The 16114-nt window shown below is 71.5% G+C and carries 16 protein-coding genes; 6 read left to right on the top strand and 10 right to left on the bottom strand.

The window, feature by feature from the left end; genetic code table 11:
• Window positions 1-56 precede the first annotated feature (56 nt).
• Window positions 57-563: an SRPBCC family protein gene (locus ACQKM2_RS00195; RefSeq protein ID WP_427704629.1), complete on the top strand. Its 507-nt coding sequence runs from the start codon at window positions 57-59 to the stop codon at window positions 561-563.
• Here the strand turns inward: ACQKM2_RS00195 and ACQKM2_RS00190 are convergent.
• The 3 genes from ACQKM2_RS00190 to ACQKM2_RS00180 are packed head-to-tail and all read right to left on the bottom strand — an operon-like array spanning window position 552 to window position 5070.
• Window positions 552-1523 carry an antibiotic biosynthesis monooxygenase gene (locus ACQKM2_RS00190; protein WP_427704627.1) on the bottom strand — a complete coding sequence of 324 codons (972 nt, stop codon included), beginning with the start codon at window positions 1521-1523 and terminating at the stop codon, window positions 552-554. The two genes, ACQKM2_RS00195 and ACQKM2_RS00190, sit on opposite strands and share 12 nt — an antisense overlap.
• Entirely contained in the window at window positions 1520-4246 is a 2727-nt protein-coding gene (locus ACQKM2_RS00185; protein WP_427704624.1) for a molybdopterin-dependent oxidoreductase, read from the bottom strand. The genes ACQKM2_RS00190 and ACQKM2_RS00185 overlap by 4 nt, the downstream gene beginning before the upstream one ends.
• Window positions 4243-5070 (bottom strand): FAD binding domain-containing protein, encoded by an 828-nt coding sequence (locus tag ACQKM2_RS00180; RefSeq protein ID WP_427704622.1) that lies wholly within the window; start codon window positions 5068-5070, stop codon window positions 4243-4245. Before ACQKM2_RS00180 ends, ACQKM2_RS00185 begins: the two co-directional genes overlap by 4 nt.
• Before the next feature lie 287 nt (window positions 5071-5357).
• Here ACQKM2_RS00180 and ACQKM2_RS00175 point away from each other — a divergent pair, with 287 nt between their 5' ends.
• The 3 genes from ACQKM2_RS00175 (at window position 5358) to ACQKM2_RS00165 (ending at window position 7799) form a co-directional block, all read left to right on the top strand.
• Complete coding sequence (locus ACQKM2_RS00175) at window positions 5358-6110, top strand: SDR family oxidoreductase (RefSeq protein ID WP_427704619.1); 753 nt, start codon at window positions 5358-5360, stop codon at window positions 6108-6110.
• A gap of 63 nt (window positions 6111-6173) precedes the next feature.
• Window positions 6174-6734 (top strand): hypothetical protein, encoded by a 561-nt coding sequence (locus tag ACQKM2_RS00170; protein ID WP_427704616.1) that lies wholly within the window; start codon window positions 6174-6176, stop codon window positions 6732-6734.
• 117 nt (window positions 6735-6851) lie between these two features.
• Window positions 6852-7799: a class I SAM-dependent methyltransferase gene (locus tag ACQKM2_RS00165; RefSeq protein ID WP_427704614.1), complete on the top strand. Its 948-nt coding sequence runs from the start codon at window positions 6852-6854 to the stop codon at window positions 7797-7799.
• A 57-nt stretch (window positions 7800-7856) separates the two neighbouring features.
• On the opposite strand, the gene ACQKM2_RS00160 is transcribed toward ACQKM2_RS00165, so the two are convergent.
• Window positions 7857-9371: a DEAD/DEAH box helicase gene (locus tag ACQKM2_RS00160; RefSeq protein ID WP_427704612.1), complete on the bottom strand. Its 1515-nt coding sequence runs from the start codon at window positions 9369-9371 to the stop codon at window positions 7857-7859.
• A 158-nt stretch (window positions 9372-9529) separates the two neighbouring features.
• Entirely contained in the window at window positions 9530-10027 is a 498-nt protein-coding gene (locus ACQKM2_RS00155; RefSeq protein ID WP_427704609.1) for a MarR family winged helix-turn-helix transcriptional regulator, read from the bottom strand.
• A 90-nt stretch (window positions 10028-10117) separates the two neighbouring features.
• Here ACQKM2_RS00155 and ACQKM2_RS00150 point away from each other — a divergent pair, with 90 nt between their 5' ends.
• Window positions 10118-10501 (top strand): HGxxPAAW family protein, encoded by a 384-nt coding sequence (locus ACQKM2_RS00150; RefSeq protein WP_427704606.1) that lies wholly within the window; start codon window positions 10118-10120, stop codon window positions 10499-10501.
• 112 nt (window positions 10502-10613) lie between these two features.
• Window positions 10614-10817: a cold-shock protein gene (locus ACQKM2_RS00145; protein WP_125598495.1), complete on the top strand. Its 204-nt coding sequence runs from the start codon at window positions 10614-10616 to the stop codon at window positions 10815-10817.
• Between the two features lie 81 nt (window positions 10818-10898).
• On the opposite strand, the gene ACQKM2_RS00140 is transcribed toward ACQKM2_RS00145, so the two are convergent.
• The 5 genes from ACQKM2_RS00140 to ACQKM2_RS00120 form a co-directional block, all read right to left on the bottom strand.
• Window positions 10899-11138, bottom strand: a complete 240-nt coding sequence (locus tag ACQKM2_RS00140; protein WP_427704604.1) for a ferredoxin — start codon at window positions 11136-11138, stop codon at window positions 10899-10901.
• 5 nt (window positions 11139-11143) lie between these two features.
• Window positions 11144-12331, bottom strand: a complete 1188-nt coding sequence (locus tag ACQKM2_RS00135; protein ID WP_427704601.1) for a cytochrome P450 — start codon at window positions 12329-12331, stop codon at window positions 11144-11146.
• 493 nt (window positions 12332-12824) lie between these two features.
• Complete coding sequence (locus ACQKM2_RS00130; protein ID WP_427704599.1) at window positions 12825-13250, bottom strand: DUF4279 domain-containing protein; 426 nt, start codon at window positions 13248-13250, stop codon at window positions 12825-12827.
• A gap of 11 nt (window positions 13251-13261) precedes the next feature.
• Window positions 13262-15115, bottom strand: coding sequence for a polymorphic toxin-type HINT domain-containing protein (locus ACQKM2_RS00125; RefSeq protein ID WP_427704597.1), 1854 nt, complete (start codon window positions 15113-15115; stop codon window positions 13262-13264).
• Window positions 15116-15471: 356 nt separating this feature from the next.
• Window positions 15472-16029 (bottom strand): DUF4158 domain-containing protein, encoded by a 558-nt coding sequence (locus ACQKM2_RS00120; protein ID WP_427704594.1) that lies wholly within the window; start codon window positions 16027-16029, stop codon window positions 15472-15474.
• Window positions 16030-16114: the final 85 nt, after the last annotated feature.

Here is a 16114-nt window from a genome sequence, read left to right as displayed (position 1 = left end):
GGCCGCCCGGCCCGCCAATGCCGGACGCGCGGCGGCCGGTCCCGCAGCATGGGGCCATGACCGACAGCGTGATCGACTACACCGTGTACATCCAGGCCGACCCGGCCCGGGTCTGGCAGGCCCTCACCGAGCCGGCGTACACCCGCCGCTACTGGGGCCTGACCTTCGAGACGGACTGGGCGGTGGGCTCCACGATGGACTGGGTCGAGCGCGGCGCCCGCACCCGCGATCCCGAGCAGGTGGTGCTCGACTGCGTCCCGGACCGCCGGCTCTCCTACACCTGGCACACCTTCAGCCCCCAGTGGGCGGCCTCGGCCGGGATCACCGAGGAGCTGCGGGCCGAACTGGCGGGGGAGCCGCGCACGCGGGTGACGTACGAGATCGAGCCGGTCGGGGACACCCTCGCCCGGCTCACCGTCCGCCACGAGGGGTTCACCCCGGGCGGCACCCTCATCAGGATGTGCTCCGGAGCCTGGCCGATGCTCGTCTCCAGCATCAAGACCCTGCTGGAGACCGGCGCGCCGCTGCCCGAGCCGGGGCCGGGCCCCGCTTCAGGGCAGTGACCAGAACCGGGTGGTCACCAGGTAGAACACGATCACCCAGAACACCATCACCGCCACGACGGTCCCGACGCCCCGGAGGTTGGTCCGGGCCGGGGGCTCGTTCGCGGCGGGCCGCAGCCACCGTCCGAGCAGCGGGTTCACGTAGTGCGGCATCGTGAGGAAGCTCATGATGAAGCTCGACAGCAGGTTGCCCACCAGCAGTCCGAGCCACAGCGGCATCCCCAGCGGGTGCAGGGCGAGCGTCAGCAGCACCACGGTCGGGTACAGGCCGACCCAGACGGCGACGGCGGTCTTGGTCTCCGACGGCGGCGGCGCCTCCCGGCCGTTCTCCGCGAACGCGAACCAGCTCCCGAAGGAGTTGTCGATGGTGCGCAGCTTGAACTCGTTGAACTTCCTGCCCTCGGCGAGCACCTCCTGCCGCTTCGCCGAGGTCAGCCAGGCGTCGAGGTGCTCGGCGTTGTCGTAGCGGTAGAGGGTGGTCCATTCCTCCTGGAGGCCCTCCACCGGACGGAACACCTCGCTGCCCCGGTAGCCCTCGAACCTGCTCTCCTCGTGGCTCATGCGGCGCTGCCAGGCCAGGAAGTCGCCGACCTGGTCCGGGTGGACGCGGTGGGTGACCACGACGGTCACCAGCGGGTCGGTCGGCTGCGAGCCGCCGCTGATGACCTGCTGGGTCGCGGGTCCGTCGAAGTACTTCGCGCCGACGTCCAGGAGCCGCTGACGGGTCGCCCCGTTCATCCACGCCTGGAGGTGGGCGATGGAGTCGAACCGGTAGACGACCACCCAGTCGGGCTGGAGCGCCGTCGGCGGGGACACCTCCGCACCGAGGTGTCCGGGGTAGTCCGCGGCGGCGGTGTTCACCCTGTGCTGCCACTTCTCGTACTCCCGCTCCCTGCCGGGCAGCACCTTCCGGGAGATGATCACCGTGGCCGAGGCGTCCGCCCGCGCGCCGGTGCTCATCGTCTCGGACCCGTCGACGCCGGACTGCTCTCACCCAGCAGGCTGTAGATCCGCTCCGGGGACAGGGGCAGTTCGCGGAACCTGACCCCGGTGGCGTCGCGCAGCGCGTTCGCCAGGGCCGGGGCCACCGGATTGATGCAGCACTCCGCCATGCCCTTCGAGTGCATGGGCCCGACCGAGTCCGCCGAGCCCACGAAGAGCACCTCGGTGCGCGGGGCGTCGGCGTACGTGGGGATGCGGTAGTTGCGCAGGTTCGGGTTGGCCATGGCGCCGTCCGCGTCGACCATGTAGTTCTCCGTCAGCGCGAACCCGATCCCCTGCGTGACGCCGCCGTCGACCTGGCCCCGGACCTGCTCGGGGTTGATCAGCACCCCGGCGTCGGCCGCCTGCACGCTGTACAGGATCCGGATCTCACCGGTCACCGGGTGCACGGCGACGCGGAACCCCTGCGCGTTGGAGGTGACGCTGCGCGGCGAGCCGTACGCCTTGCGGGCCTCCGTGAACCGGATGCCGCGGGCCCGGGCCAGGGCGACGAGTTCGGCCAGCGGGACGCGGTCGTCGCCGCAGACGACGTGGTCGTCCTCCATCGTGCACATCACCACGTGGACGCCGGTGTGCGCGGCGGCGAACTCCACGATCCGGTCGCGCACCGCGTTGGCCGCCCGCAGGACCGCGTTCCCCGCGACGAACAGCCCGGCACTGGCGAACGCGCCGGTGTCGAAACCGGTGCGGTCGGTGTCGGACTGCACCAGGCGGATCCGCGACGGCGTCGTGCCCAGCTGGTTGGCCGCGATCTGGACGTGCGCGGTGGAGGTCCCCTCCCCGAACTCCACCGTCCCGACGGCCAGTTCGTACACGAGGTCGTCGCCGAGGGTGATCCAGGCCTCGGAGATGTGCTCGGTCGGGGGCGCCGTCTCGTGCAGCGAGCTCGCCACGCCGGTCCCGACGAGCCACCCGGGTCCCGGAGCGGGCCGGCCGGCCGTCCGGGCCAGGGCGCCGGCCACCAGGTCGATGCACTTGCCCAGACCGTCCTCGTTGAACATCACGTCGTCGGGGCCGTCGTGCATCGCGACGAGCGGGTCGCCGGGCCGCACGATGTTGCGCCGCCGCAGCTCCAGCGGATCCATGTGCAGGGCCAGCGCCAGCTCGTCCATCGCCGACTCCACGGCGAAGGCCGGCTGGGTCATGCCGTAGCCGCGCAGCGCCCCGCTGGGAACGGTGTTGGTGTAGACGGAGTAGGCGTCGTACTTCTTGTTGGGGCAGCGGTACATCATGACGGCGGCGCCGCCCGCGTACAGGGTCTCGCCGCCGTGGTTGCCGTACGCACCGGTGTTGGACACGTTGCGCACCTGGAGGGCGGTCAGCGTGCCGTCGGCCTTCGCGCCGAGCCGGACCGTCAGCTTCATCGGGTGGCGCGGCGAGGCGGTGGTGAACTCCTCCTCGCGCGTGAACTCGTAGCAGACGGGACGTCCGGTGTCGATCGCGGCCAGCGCCGCCAGGTCCTCCGAGACGACCTCCTGCTTGCCGCCGAACCCGCCGCCCACGCGCTTGCAGAACACCCTCAGCTGGTCGGGGCGGAGCGCGAACAGGTAGGCCAGCTTGACCTTCGCGATGGAGGGGGACTGGGAGCTGGTGCGGACGACCAGCCGGCCGTCCTCCATCCACGCGATGGAACCGTGGGTCTCCAGGTGGGCGTGCTGCACGCGCGGGGAGGAGTACGTGCCCTCGTGGACGACGTCGGCCGCCGCGAACCCGGCGTCGACGTCGCCGATGTGCGAATGGATCTCCAGCAGCAGGTTGTGGACGCTGTCGCGGACGAAGGGGTCCTCCGAGCCGTGCAGTTGGGGAGCCCCGTCGGCCATGGCCTCCTCGGGTTCGAAGACGGCCGGCAGCACCTCGTACTCCACGGCCACCTCGCGGCAGCCCGCCTCCGCCGCGCCGGGGGTCTCGGCCAGGACGGCGACGACGCGCTGGCCGACGAAGCGGACGGTGTCGTCGAGGATGTACGTGTCGTCCGGATCGACGAGGTGGTCGGTGTGGATCGCCGTGGTGAACCGCCTGCGGGGGACGTCCTCCCACGTGTAGACCCGCAGCACCCCGGGCACGGCGAGCGCGGCACTCCTGTCGACCGAGACGATCCGGGCGTGGGCGTGCGGCGAGTGCAGCACCTTGAGGTGCAGCATGCCCTCCATCCGGGTGTCCATCGTGAACTCGGCGCGCCCGGTCACCACGTCCTCCGCCGCCGGGGCGCCGACGCTCGCGCCCACCGCCCTGCCCGGCGCGGCCGCCTCCACGTGTGCGACGCCCATCACCGCGTCCTCGATGGCCCGGTAGCCGGTGCAGCGGCACAGGTTGCCCTTCAGGGCCCTGGGCAGGTCGGCCTTCTGGGTCTCGGTGAGGGCGGCCGCGGTCATGATCATCCCGGCGGTGCAGAAACCGCACTGGAAGCCCGGGGCGTCGCGGAACCGCCGCTGGACCGGGTGCAGGTCGCCCGGTGACCCGAGCCCCTCGATCGTGGTCACCGCACGGCCTTCCGCGCGGAACGCGGGGGTGATGCAGCTGTGCACGGGGACGCCGTCCAGCCACACCGTGCAGGCGCCGCAGTCACCGGCGTCGCAGCCCTTCTTCACGCCGAAGTGGCCGAGGGAGCGGAGGAAGGTGCGCAGGCACTGGCCGGGAGCGGGCTCCCGCTCGAATTCCCTGCCGTTGACGAGGTAGGTCATGCCGGACCCCCGGTGCTGAGCTCGCGTCGGATCTCTTCGGCGAAGTGCCGTGTCAGGTGCCTGCGGTGGTCGGGGGTCCCGTTGGGGTCGGCGAACCAGACGTCGGCGGGGACGGCGTCGATGCTCTGGCGCAGGGTCGCGGCGTCGGGCATGTGGTCGAAGGCGAACCGTACCGGCCGGGTGGTCCCGGCGGTCACGGTGAGCAGCAGGTTGTCCGTCCCGGGGGCGTGCGTACCGATCAGGAACACCGTCGAGCGGCCGAGGCGGGTCAGACTGAAGCGCCGGTGCGCGGCGCGTTTGCCGAGGGCGTGCGCCGGGACGTCGACCCGGCGCAGCAGCTCCCCGGGGGCGAGGACGTTGCGGTTGTTCCCGGTCACGAAGTCGAGGGCGTCGACGGTGCGCACCGACCCGTCGGCGGCCCACAGCTCGTACCGCGCCTCCAGGGCGACCGTGAGCGTGATCATCGGGCCGGCCGGGAGGGACATGCAGATGTTGCCGCCGACGGTGGCGGCGTTCCAGACCTTGAAGGAGGACAGGAAGGCCTCGCAGGCCGTCCGGACCAGTCCCCCCGCGGTCCACCCGGGCGGCGGCCGGAACGCGTACAGGTCGCGGACGGTGCAGGTCGCGCCGATCTCCAGGCCCGCGTCACCGGGGACGAGGGGCTCCCAGGGCAGCGCCGTCAGGTCGATCAGGCGCCGCAGGTGCGGTTGCCCCGCCGAGTACAGCCAGGTGCCTCCGGCGAGCCAGGCGTCACCTTCGCGCCACTCCCGGCCCGGCACGCCGGAAGGGCGGCGGACGACTTCGGTGATGGTGTGGAGATCCATGGGGACCGGTTCCCCTCACGGCGGAGATCGCGGACGGTCACCCGCGGCACCGGCGTCCGTACGCCGTGGCCGGAGGCCCCGGGAAGGGAGCGGCGGCCCGCGGGCGCGGAGATCCTTTTTCAGGATAGGGCGGCGGGGACGGCCCCGCCATGCCTGGCCGGGGGCCCCGCCGGCCGGCCCCGGCCCGGTCCGCCGCCCGGTCCTCCGACCCGGTCCGCCGGCCGGAATTTCTTGATCGACGACGGGGTTCGTGTGTATCGACCACACAACCAGGAGGCCTGACAGGCATGACACTTGAACACCACCGCGTCGTCATCACCGCGGCCGGGCGCGACTTCGGGCGGACCCTCGCCCTCACCTTCGCCGCACGGGGCGCCGAGGTCCACCTCTCCGCCCGCACCGAGGAGGCCGCCCGGCGGGTCCGCGAGGAGGTCATCGCGCAGGGCCACGACCCGGCCCGGATCCACGCCCACGCCTGCGACCTCACGGACCCGGCCTCCGTACGCGCCTTCGCCGGGGCGGTCGCCGCGCACGCGGACCACGTCGACGTCCTGGTCAACAACGGCTCCCGCTACCAGCACGGCACGGACCTGCTCTCCGCCTCCGACGAGGACGTCGTCGACACCCTCGCCTCAGGCGCCACCGGCACCGTCCTGGTGACCAAGGCCTTCCTCCCGCTGCTGCTGAAGTCCGCGAAGCCGGACATCGTGACCATGGTCTCCAGCTGCGGCGAGGCCGGGAACCACCGCTCCGACGCGCACGACGCCTTCTACGCGGCCAAGAGCGCCCAGGCCGGCTTCACCGAGACCCTCTCCCGCCGACTGCGCGGCCAGGGCGTCCGCGTGATCTCCCTCTACCCCCCGGACTTCGCCAACCACGATCCGCTGTCGCCCGCCTGGGAGAACGCCCCGCGCACCGCGCAGGACCCGCTCACCGCCCAGTCCCTGGTGGACTGCGTCTTCTTCGCCATAGGACAGCCCCGCGACTGCTTCATCAAGTCCTTCTACTTCGAGCAGACCGGCACCGAGCTGACCCACTGACCCGGCCGGCCCCACCCCACCCCCGCCCCGGGCCCGCGCGGGGCGGTCGTGTGGAATAGGCGCATGGGTAGCCCAGGACACCAGATACGCTGCGCGCCGTCGGCCGGCCGGACGGCCGGCCCGACGGCCGCGGCCGCGGCCGCGGCCGTCGGGCCTTCGGAGGAGGCCGTCGCCGCCGACCGGTGGCGGTACGCCCGCCACCTCGACCGGCTCGCCGCCGCCGTGGTGGCCGGCGCGGCGGGCGAGGCCGCCGTGGTGGCCGAGGTGCTGCGCGACCGCGACCCGGTGATGGCGCAGAGCGCGGTGGTCACCCACCTGGACCGCCGCGCGGTACGGCTGCGTCCCGGCGCCGCCTTCCAGGACTGGGCCCGCGCCCTGCACCGCGTACTCGACGGGCACGCCTTCCCGGACCGGCGGCTGCGCGAGTGGACCCTGCTCAAGGCCGTCGAGGCGGGCGCCGGGTGGTCGCGGGCCGAGCTGGCCGCCGCCTCCGACTGGTGCCAGCGCACCGCGGCGCAGTCCCCGGCCCCGGACGAGGCACTGGCCCTGCTGGCCGCCTCCGGGCGCACCCGGCGCGTGCGCAACACCGCGGCCCGGAGGCTGGACCGGCGCGCCACCTCCTAACCGGAATGATCACGGCAACGAGTTCTCGCCATAACCCTGTTCGGGGGTTTAGGGTCTGCGTACCCTGCCGGGTATTCAGAGTTGGACCGATGCCGTTCCGCTGGAGGATGACTCTCTGTGTCGCACGTTTCGCAGGCCCCCGTCAGCACCCCCGACGCCGGGTCGCCCGAACCGCCCGCGCCGCCCGCACCCAAGGGGTTCGGCGAGGTCAAGGGCTGGTTCTCGGCGTATGACCAGGTCCTCTTCGACTGGTTCCTGACCCGCCAGAACGAGGCCGCGCCGGAGGCCGGCGACATCCTGGAACTGGGCGCCTTCATGGGCAAGAGTGCGATCTTCCTCGCCGGATACCTCCGCGAGGGGGAGGAGTTCACCGTCTGTGACCTCTTCGACTCGCCTGCTCCCGACGACTCCAACGCCGGGGAGGTGCACAGCTCGTACCCCACCCTCACCCGGCGCGGGTTCGAGACCAACTACCTCGCCTTCCACGAGGCGCTGCCGACGGTCATCCAGGCCCCGACCTCCGTCGTGGCCGACAAGGTGCGCGCCGCGAGCTGCCGCTTCGTCCACGTCGACGCCTCGCACCTCCACGAGCACGTCGTCCAGGACATAGCCTCCTCGCGGATCGTCGCCACCCCCGACGCCGTGGTGGTCTTCGACGACTACCGCTCCGCCCACTGCCCGGGGGTCGCAGCCGCCGTCTGGGCCGCGGTGGCCACCGGCGACCTCCACCCGATCGCCGTGTCCGCCTCGAAGCTGTACGCGACCTGGGGCGACCCGGAGCCCTGGCAGGAGGCGCTGCGCAGCTGGCTGGAGGGCCGCACCGACCTGTGGCACGGCGTGGACGTCATACACGGCAAGCCGCTGGTGCGCATCGGCGACGAGGGCGTCTCGGCTCCGCCCGCCCCGAAGCTGCTGCACCCGCCGGCCCCCGAGCCCGCCCCGGCCCGTCCCGCCCCGAAGCCCGCGCCCCGGCCGGGCCTGCGCTGGCGCAGGCTGGCCAAGGACCTGCTCCCGCCGGTGGTCACCCGCGCCATAGTGGCCGGGCGGCGGCGCGCCCGGGCCTGACCGGGCCGTGACCCGGTGTCCGGCGGGGAAGCCCGCCGGACACCCCGGCCCGGGGTCTCAGAGGCCCTTGCGGACCCGGGCCGCCCGGCGGGCCTCGGCGGCCTGGCGCGCCTCGATGGTCTTGCGGGACTCCTTGCCCCGGCCCGTGCGGCCCGGGCGGGTGCCGAGGCCCCGGAAACCGAGCTCCGTGCCGCTCGGGCGGCCCTTCGCGTCGGTCGGCAGGGCCCCGGACAGCGGGACCCCGGAGGGCTTCCTCGCTCCGGTGATCCGGCTCAGCGCCGCCTCGCCGGAGCGCACCTGGGTGATGGTGGGCCGGATCCTGGCGTCGGCCATCAGGCGCACCATGTCGCGCCGCTGGTTGGGGGTGACCAGGGTGACCACCTTGCCGGACTCGCCGGCCCGGGCGGTGCGGCCGCCGCGGTGCAGGTAGTCCTTGCTGTCGGCCGGCGGGTCCACGTTGACCACCAGGTCGAGGTCGTCGATGTGGATGCCGCGGGCGGCGACGTTGGTCGCGACCAGGACCGTGAGCTGGCCGTCCTTGAACTGGCCGAGGGTCTTGGTGCGCTGCGGCTGGGACTTGCCGCTGTGCAGCCCCTCCGCCCGTACGCCCATGGCCCGCAGGTGCTTCACGAACTGGTCCACGCCGTGCTTGGTGTCCAGGAACATGATCACCCGGCCCTCGCGGGCCGCGATCTCCGTCGCCGCCGACACCTTGTCCGCCGCGTGGATGTGCAGCACGTGGTGGTCCATCGTGCCGACCGACGCCGACTGCGGGTCCACGGAGTGCGAGACCGGGTCCTTCAGGTACTGGCGCACCAGCTGGTCGACGTTGCGGTCCAGGGTGGCCGAGAACAGCATCCGCTGCCCGGCGTGGTGGACCTGGTCCAGGATCTCCGTCACCTGCGGCATGAAGCCCATGTCGCACATCTGGTCGGCCTCGTCCAGGACCGTGATCCGCACCCGCTCCAGGTGCACGTCACGCCGTCCGACCAGGTCGCTGAGACGGCCGGGGGTGGCGACCACGACCTCGGCGCCGGTGCGCAGGGCGCTGGTCTGGCGGCCGATGGAGAGCCCGCCGACGACGGTGGCCATGCGCAGCTTCAGCGCCTGCGCGTACGGGGTCAGCGCCTCGGTCACCTGCTGCGCCAGCTCGCGCGTCGGTACGAGGACCAGGGCGAGCGGCCGCTTGGGGTCGGCCTTCTGCCCGGCCGTGCGGGCCAGCAGGGCCAGGCCGAAGGCGAGGGTCTTGCCGGAGCCGGTGCGGCCGCGGCCGAGGATGTCGCGTCCCGCGAGGGAGTTGGGCAGGGTGGCCGCCTGGATCGGGAAGGGCTCCCGCACCTCCTGCTCGGCCATGGTCCTCACCAGCTCAGCGGGCAGGCCGAGTTCGTCGAACGAGGCCACCGGGGGCAGCGCCGGGGTGGTGGTCCGGGGCATGGCGAACTCGCCCTGCGGACCGAGGGTCCGGGGGGCCTTTCCGGCCCCGGCTCCCTTGGCGCCCTTGGCTCCCGGCTTGGAGCCCGCCTTCGCTCCGGCCTTGATGCCGAAACGCCCGTGAGCTGACGGGTTCTTCATGCAGAACCTTCCGTGAGGAGAGTGAGGCGGGCGGCGGCCGCGGGGAACGGCGACGAGCCGGGGTCCGTACCCCTCGGTACGGTCCCCGGCTCGTCGTACGCGTCCGCACCGGGCGACAGCGCCCGCGCCTCAAGTTTCCCGGCCATTTTACCAGCCGGTCACCGGCCGGGCCTGGGGTCGAGTTCCCCGGAGCGCACCCGGGCGAGGTGGGCCCGCATCTCGACCGTCGCCCGGCCGAACCAGTCGGCGATCACGGCGACCTCGTCGGGGGTGTACTCGGCGAACACGCTGCCGAGCCGGTCGTAGAAGGGCTGGTAGGTGGCGATGACCCGGGCGGCGGCCTCGGGGTCGGCCACCACCCGCACCCGCCGGCGGTCGGCGGGATCGGGCTGCCGGCGGGCGTACCCGGCCTTCTCCAGCCGGTTGAGCACGCCGGTGACGGCGCCGGTGGTGAGGTTCACCAGCCCGGCGAGGTCGCCGGCCGAGAGGGGTTTGTCGCAGGCGGCGAGGATGTGGGCGAGGCAGGTCAGGTCGGTGACGTTGATCCCGAGGAGCTGGGCCACCTCCTGCTGGCCGACGAGGCCGAGGGCCACGTACTGGTCCATGCGCGCGATCGCCTCCCCGGCCGTGGCCGGGGGGCGGGGCTTGCCGTGCACCGACATTCTCCTTAGTATCTAAGTTACTTAGCTCGTGAGATAAATGATCCTGCTCCGAGCGTACTGCCGCCTGCCCGAAGAGGGGGAATCATGAGCGCCCACGGCGACGTCGACCTCGGCCACACCGTGGCCGGCTGGACCGGAACCACCCTGGCCCTGCTGGGCTGCACGGGAGCGGGGGCCGCCCTGTGCGCGGCCTGGACCCCGGGCATCTGGCTGGGCCTCGGCCTGGTCGTGGCCGCGGGACTGGTCACCTGGCTGCTGCACCTCGCCGGCTGGGGCAAGCCCAGCGGACCCCGCCCGCGCGAACAGTGGGACTGGCGCGTCCGGGACACCGAGGCCCGGGCGGGGCACGCCGACTGCCTCGGCTGCCGGGCGAGCGGCCCGCGCCGCGCGGCCGCCGCGGCCGGGGACCGTCCCGCCGTCGGCGGTCCGTCCGCCGCCCCGCTGCCCGCCGGAGACGGCGGCGCCTGATCCCGTCGCCCCGGTTGGCCGCGTTCGGCGTGTGGCGCGCGGGGCGGGTGGGCAGTATCGAGACGGCCGCGCGCGTGCGGCCCCAGCGGAACGTTGAGAAGGATCAGTACCGATGGCAACTGGCACCGTGAAGTGGTTCAACTCTGAGAAGGGGTTCGGCTTCATCTCGCAGGACGACGGCGGCCCCGACGTGTTCGTGCACTTCTCCGCCATCCAGGGGACGGGCTTCAAGTCCCTGGAGGAGAACGACCAGGTCTCGTACGACGTCACCCAGGGGCCCAAGGGCCCGCAGGCGGAGAACGTGGTCCGTCAGTAGCGCCGGCCGCCCCGCGGTGCCCGTCGCCGGGAGCCCCCGCCGGTCGTCCGGCGGGGGCTCCCGCATGCCGCGCGGAACCGCTCAGTCCGCCGGGCCCTCCGCGGCCTCCCCGGCCTCCGCTGCCTCCCCGGCCTCCCGCACGGTGATCGCCGACACCGGGCAGGCGCGCGCCGCCTCCCGGACCAGCGGGCTGCCGTGGCCGTCCTCGCGGCCCGCGAGCACCTCGCTGAGACCGTCGTCGTCCTGGGTGAACACCCGCGGCGCGGTCAGCACGCACTGGCCCGCGCCGATGCACACGTCCCGGTCCACGGAGATCCGCACGCCGCTCACCACGTCACGGGCAGTTCGAGCATGCCCTGGATGGTGTCGCCGGGCTTGAACGGGATCCGGTCCGGGTCGGCCGCCAGGCGCAGGCCCGGCAGCCGCTCGAACAGGGTCCCGAGGGCGATCTCCATCTCGGCGCGCGCCAGGTTCTGGCCCAGGCACTGGTGGATGCCGAAGCCGAACGCCAGGTGGTGGCGGGCCGGCCGGTGCCAGTCGAGCGCGTCGGGGTCGGCGAACACCGCCTCGTCGCGGTTGATGACCGACGTGGAGAACACCACCCCGTCGTCGGGCCGGATGGTCACCCCGCCGACCTCGATCTCCCGCGTGGCCACCCGCAGCATCCCGTCCGCGATGGACAGGTAGCGCATCAGCTCCTCCACCGCCTCCGGCATCAGCGACGGGTCCGACCGCAGCTCCGCCAGCTGCTCCGGGTGCCGCAGCAGGGTGAAGGTGCCCAGCGAGATCATGTTCGCCGTGGTCTCGTGCCCCGCGATCAGCAGGATCGCGGCCAGCGACACGAGCTCCTCGACATCGGTCTCGCCCGCCGCCAGCCGGGTCGAGACCAGCTCGTCCAGCAGCCCGTCGCCCGGGTCCGTGCGCTTGCGCAGGATCAGGGCCTCCAGATAGCCCTCCAGCCGCTCCCGGGCCTCCTCCACATCGGCGGTCGAGGGGCCGCGCAGCAGCCGCCGCGACTGCTCCTCGAAGAAGTCGTGGTCCTCGTACGGGACCCCGAGCAGGGCGCAGATCACCATCGACGGCACCGGCAGCGCGAAGTCGCCCACCAGCTCGGCCCCCGGCCCCCGGGCCTCCATCGCGTCGATCAGCCGGTCCACGGTCTCCTGGATCCGGGGGCGCAGGGCGGCCGTCCGCTTGACCGAGAAGCTCGGGATCAGCATCCGCCGCTGCGCGTTGTGCTCCGGGTCGTCCACCCCGAGCAGGGCCGTCCGCCGGTTCTGCAGCCCCTTGAACCGGGCGGTGGGGGCGGGGAAGGCCTCGTTGGTGCGGTCGGTCGACAGCCGGCCGTCGGAGAGCAGGGCCCGCGCCTCGGCGTGGCCGGTGACCACCCATACGGAGCGGCCGTCGAAGAGGGTGACCCGGGAGAGCGGCCGGCCCTCCCGGAGCGGCCGGTAGGCGGCCGGCGGGTGGTAGGGGCAGGTTCGGTCCTGGGGGAAGGCAACGGCTTCGGACATGGAAAGCAACACCTCGCAAGCGATGGTTCCGTCTCGCCGGACTCCATTACATGCCTGAGGCACCTATCCCACCTATGCCACTTTCGGCCAGCCTGCCCGGGTTCACCCGCCGGGCCCCGTAGTTCCCGCCGAAAAAACAACACCAAGGGCTGAGACGCAGGTCAGCGGGCCGCTGGGGCGGTGGCCCGTTCGTCGTGCTCGCGCAGCATGCGCATCACGGTCGCGGGGTAGGCAACAGTGGCCCATTCGACGTGATCGTGTCTGGATGAGCCGGTAGACGTCTCCCGCGGGCCGAGGCGCACCCCGATCCGGGTCGTCGACAACAGCTCTGAATTGTCAAGCGCGCCGAGAGCCCCACCGCAGAACTTCCGGTGGGGCTCCACTTCGACTACTTCACGTACATGGCGGTCGCAAGCGGGTTCGCCTCCGTCTGTCCTGCTCGCTTCACCACTTCAAGAAACGGCGCACCGCACGGTCGACGCGTTTGCGGACCTCACGAGGTGCCATCGCCCGGTAGATCACCGCATTCGTGATAAATGTACTGGTCGATGTCGAGCGAGGCGCGGGCTGCGCCGGCCCATGCCAGCAGGTTAGGCCCGAGGAAGATGCCCTTCTGCTGGGGGTCGTCGAGGTCTCTGATCTCCTGGACGATTTCCAGAGAAACGGTCGCCTTCCCGGAGCCGACCAGTTGACGGAGGGCGGCGGCAAGGTCCGGCCCCCATCCGAGCACCACCGGCTCCAGATCCTCCGGTCTGGCCCCGGGGCCCGTCGCGGCGTGCCGGATCCAGGTCGAATGGGACCGCGGAGGCGATTGGGGATGCCGACGGCTTCCGATCAAGGTCGCTTCGTCGGGCTCCGCACCCAGCCTCTTCGAGATCTCCGCCGGCTGCAGGGACTCGCTGACCACTCTGAGATGCATCCGGAACCCACTCACGGCCGGAACCTGTAATTCGTCGGAATGAGGATTTTTCCGTCCTTGCTCATGAGTACGATCCTGCCATCACCATCGCGCACGGCATCGAATCGCGACACGTTGTTCTTCCCGACCCAGTCGGCCTTGAAGCCGTGCGGGTCCTCGCCCAGCCCCTCAAGGGCCTTCTCGAGCTGCTTTTCCCTGAGCTTGACCAACGATCCGCGATCGATGGCGGAAGCGTCCGGTATTTCCCCGGGAATGAAGTCGCACGACGCGTTATGGACCAGCACCGGCGTACTGCCCGCCAGCACATAGTAGGTGTGCACGTCGTTGACAGTCAGGTTGTAAGCGGCCTGGAGCTGCTTCCAGTGGGCGACCTTGTCGACCTCGACTGTGGTGCCGTCTGGGGTACGAAGGGCGTCGCCGGTGTTGAGGTCGGCGGCGTCGGTCCACCGCTTGCGGTTTTCGGCCCAGAAGGGGTGGTGGTCGGTGGCGGTGAGAGTGCTCTGGCCGTTGTTCTGGCGGAGGGTGATGCTGGTGAAGTCGACATCGTCGGGGGTGTGGATGGTGGCATCGACCCGGCGGGGGCCGGTGGTTCCTGTTCCGGGGTCGGTGGCCAGGATGGTGTCGCCGGTCTTGATCTGCTGGATGGGGATGGTGGTGGTTCCGTCGCCCATGAGGACCCGGGTGTCGGCCGGGAAGCTGTTACAGGGCGGGAACTTTTTGCCCTTGCGGGCTTTGATGATGTCCTCGGGGAGGAGTTTGCCGCCGTACTTGAGCCACTTCAGCACGACGGTTGCGCTCAGGGCGCGGTCGACGGGGCTCAGGTGTTCGCCGGTGGCCAGGTCCTTGCCGGTGAGGGCGTCGAGGATGCCCTTGCCGTTGCTGATGCCGGGCAGCAGATCCAGGAGCATGCCCATCTTCCGCTCCTGCTCGGCCAGTACCTCGCGGGGAGTGGCGTTCGCGCCGATGCTCTCGCCGACGTGGGAGAAGTCGAAGTCGAACCTGAGGTCGGGTATGAGGATGTTGTCCGCAGCCTTGTTGAAGCCGGCCACAGCGGTGGTTACCTGCCCCAGGCCCTCGTTCATCTGGCTGACGCCCTGGTTGAGCTGGTCCATGCCCCGGTTGGCCTGGTCCAGGCCCGCGTTGATCCCGTCGATGCTTTCGTTGACCTCGACCATCGTGGCGTTCATCTCATCGAGGGCTTCGTTCATCTGGTCGAAGCCGGCGTTGATCTGGTCGAGGGCTTTGCCGATGCCCTTGAGCTCGTCAAGCGCGTCGAAAATGCTCGGGCCGTCGGGCGCCGGCTCGACGGGCTTCCTCTCAGGGAAGTAGTCCCCGGTGACCACGGTGAGGTAGGCGAGGAGCTCGGGGGAGGCCATGCTCATCGCATCGGCGAGCTCCGAAGCCTTGGCCATGTTGGTCCGGAGCTTGTCCAGGTGCGGCCTAGCGGCCCTGTAGGTCTTGACGAGCTGCTTGAAGATCTCCCGCCGCCTGACAGGGTCCGCTTCCTGGTTCGCCTGAGTCAGCAGCGGCTTCAGCTGGCCGCCGAGCGTGCCGAGTTCCTTGTTCATCTCGGCGAAGGACGCACCACCGTCCTTCATCGTCGGCAGCGAGATGTAGAGGTAGGCGCCTACGGCCAGCCCGAGCTTGGCGGACTTGATGGCGAAGTTCTTGCGGCACTGGGGCCTCTGAAGCAGCGGCAGTTGCCTGCACTTCGAGTACTGCTCGACCTTGGCTGCGATCTCCAGGAGGGAAGAGGGCTCACGCCACGCCGGCTCCTCGGCCGCGGCCGTACCCGCGCCCGCGCCCACGGTCAGGCACAGGACGGTGGCAAGTGTGACGATCTTCTGTTTTAGATGCTGGTACATGCGTTCCTTTGCGGCACGGCCCCGCAGGGGCCTGTGCTCCCCCGGGCGGCCCGGCCGCCCTTTGTTACTCGCGCGTAGCGTGTGGTCGCGACCCAACGTATGGCGTTACCGCAGGTCATGATCAACTTTTTCTGGACGCTGCCCAGTTGGGGCAGCGTCAGGCGTCGGAGGCAGCGGGATGCTCGCTGGACACCTTCATGAGGCCCACCTCGGCAACCCGCTTCGCTCGCGTCCACATCACCGCCGCCGGTTGGCCGATCACTGTCACAGACCCGCCGCCGGATCGGCCACGGGGCGTAGCGGAGCTGGCGGCACAGCGAGTGGAGGGACTCGCCCTTGTGCAGCCGGCGTGCGAGCTACCGCCGGTAACGCAGCAGGTCGTCCCAGCGGTCGGCGACCAGATCCAGGCTGGCCTTCTTCGTCAGCAGCGGTCCTGCCGTCGGGAACCGCTCCTCGTAGTCGGCTTTCGCGCCCATCCGGTGCAGGGTGATCTTGCCCAGGTCGCGGATCCGGGGCGAGAGCTGCTTGCCCACGAGGCCGAAGAGCCCGAAGTCGACCAGGCTGACGCCGTGGGTGTCGGTCGCATGCTCGGCAATCTCCCGCAGGTGATCCGTGCGGGTCTGCCCGCGTTCCCCGTCGCCCGCCATATGGGCGACGGCGAGCCCGAGCCGGCGAGCCAGGCGCCCGACCGCCGCGGACGGAGCGGCGGGCACATCCTCGGGGACGAAGCCCAGCCAGGGCAGAGTCGACAACTGAACGGCGGCGCTGAGCACGTTCTGGACCCGGCGCAACTTCCGCGGGAACGCCTCGTCGGCCAGGGTGAGCGTGAAGTACCGGACCGACTCGTCCTTGCCGATCGCCGGGAACGACCGCAGGGAATCCGGCTCCTCATCACTGAAAACCCTCGTCGCCATCAGCCCGCCCTCCCGTCAGGCCACTCGTTCAGCCCAACGAGCCACCCTGCGCCCAGCAGCGGGTCACCGCCCCGCCCCTCCTGCG

It is taken from the genome of Streptomyces sp. NPDC004126 (assembly GCF_050275515.1).
Lineage (GTDB): Bacteria > Actinomycetota > Actinomycetes > Streptomycetales > Streptomycetaceae > Streptomyces.
Note: the sequence above shows the minus strand (reverse complement) of the source record. Positions and strands in the feature narration are given on the sequence as shown.

Excerpts from the sequence above, each read along its gene's own strand:
- ACQKM2_RS00175 (WP_427704619.1), top strand. The coding sequence starts at position 5,358 with ATGACACTTGAACACCACCGCGTCGTCATCACCGCGGCCGGGCGCGAC.
- ACQKM2_RS00120 (WP_427704594.1), bottom strand. The coding sequence starts at position 16,029 with ATGGCGACGAGGGTTTTCAGTGATGAGGAGCCGGATTCCCTGCGGTCG.
- ACQKM2_RS00180 (WP_427704622.1), bottom strand. The coding sequence starts at position 5,070 with ATGGATCTCCACACCATCACCGAAGTCGTCCGCCGCCCTTCCGGCGTG.
- ACQKM2_RS00130 (WP_427704599.1), bottom strand. The coding sequence starts at position 13,250 with ATGCATCTCAGAGTGGTCAGCGAGTCCCTGCAGCCGGCGGAGATCTCG.
- ACQKM2_RS00125 (WP_427704597.1), bottom strand. The coding sequence starts at position 15,115 with ATGTACCAGCATCTAAAACAGAAGATCGTCACACTTGCCACCGTCCTG.
- ACQKM2_RS00170 (WP_427704616.1), top strand. The coding sequence starts at position 6,174 with ATGGGTAGCCCAGGACACCAGATACGCTGCGCGCCGTCGGCCGGCCGG.
- ACQKM2_RS00160 (WP_427704612.1), bottom strand. The coding sequence starts at position 9,371 with ATGAAGAACCCGTCAGCTCACGGGCGTTTCGGCATCAAGGCCGGAGCG.
- ACQKM2_RS00195 (WP_427704629.1), top strand. The coding sequence starts at position 57 with ATGACCGACAGCGTGATCGACTACACCGTGTACATCCAGGCCGACCCG.
- ACQKM2_RS00185 (WP_427704624.1), bottom strand. The coding sequence starts at position 4,246 with ATGACCTACCTCGTCAACGGCAGGGAATTCGAGCGGGAGCCCGCTCCC.
- ACQKM2_RS00135 (WP_427704601.1), bottom strand. The coding sequence starts at position 12,331 with ATGTCCGAAGCCGTTGCCTTCCCCCAGGACCGAACCTGCCCCTACCAC.
- ACQKM2_RS00190 (WP_427704627.1), bottom strand. The coding sequence starts at position 1,523 with ATGAGCACCGGCGCGCGGGCGGACGCCTCGGCCACGGTGATCATCTCC.
- ACQKM2_RS00150 (WP_427704606.1), top strand. The coding sequence starts at position 10,118 with ATGAGCGCCCACGGCGACGTCGACCTCGGCCACACCGTGGCCGGCTGG.
- ACQKM2_RS00145 (WP_125598495.1), top strand. The coding sequence starts at position 10,614 with ATGGCAACTGGCACCGTGAAGTGGTTCAACTCTGAGAAGGGGTTCGGC.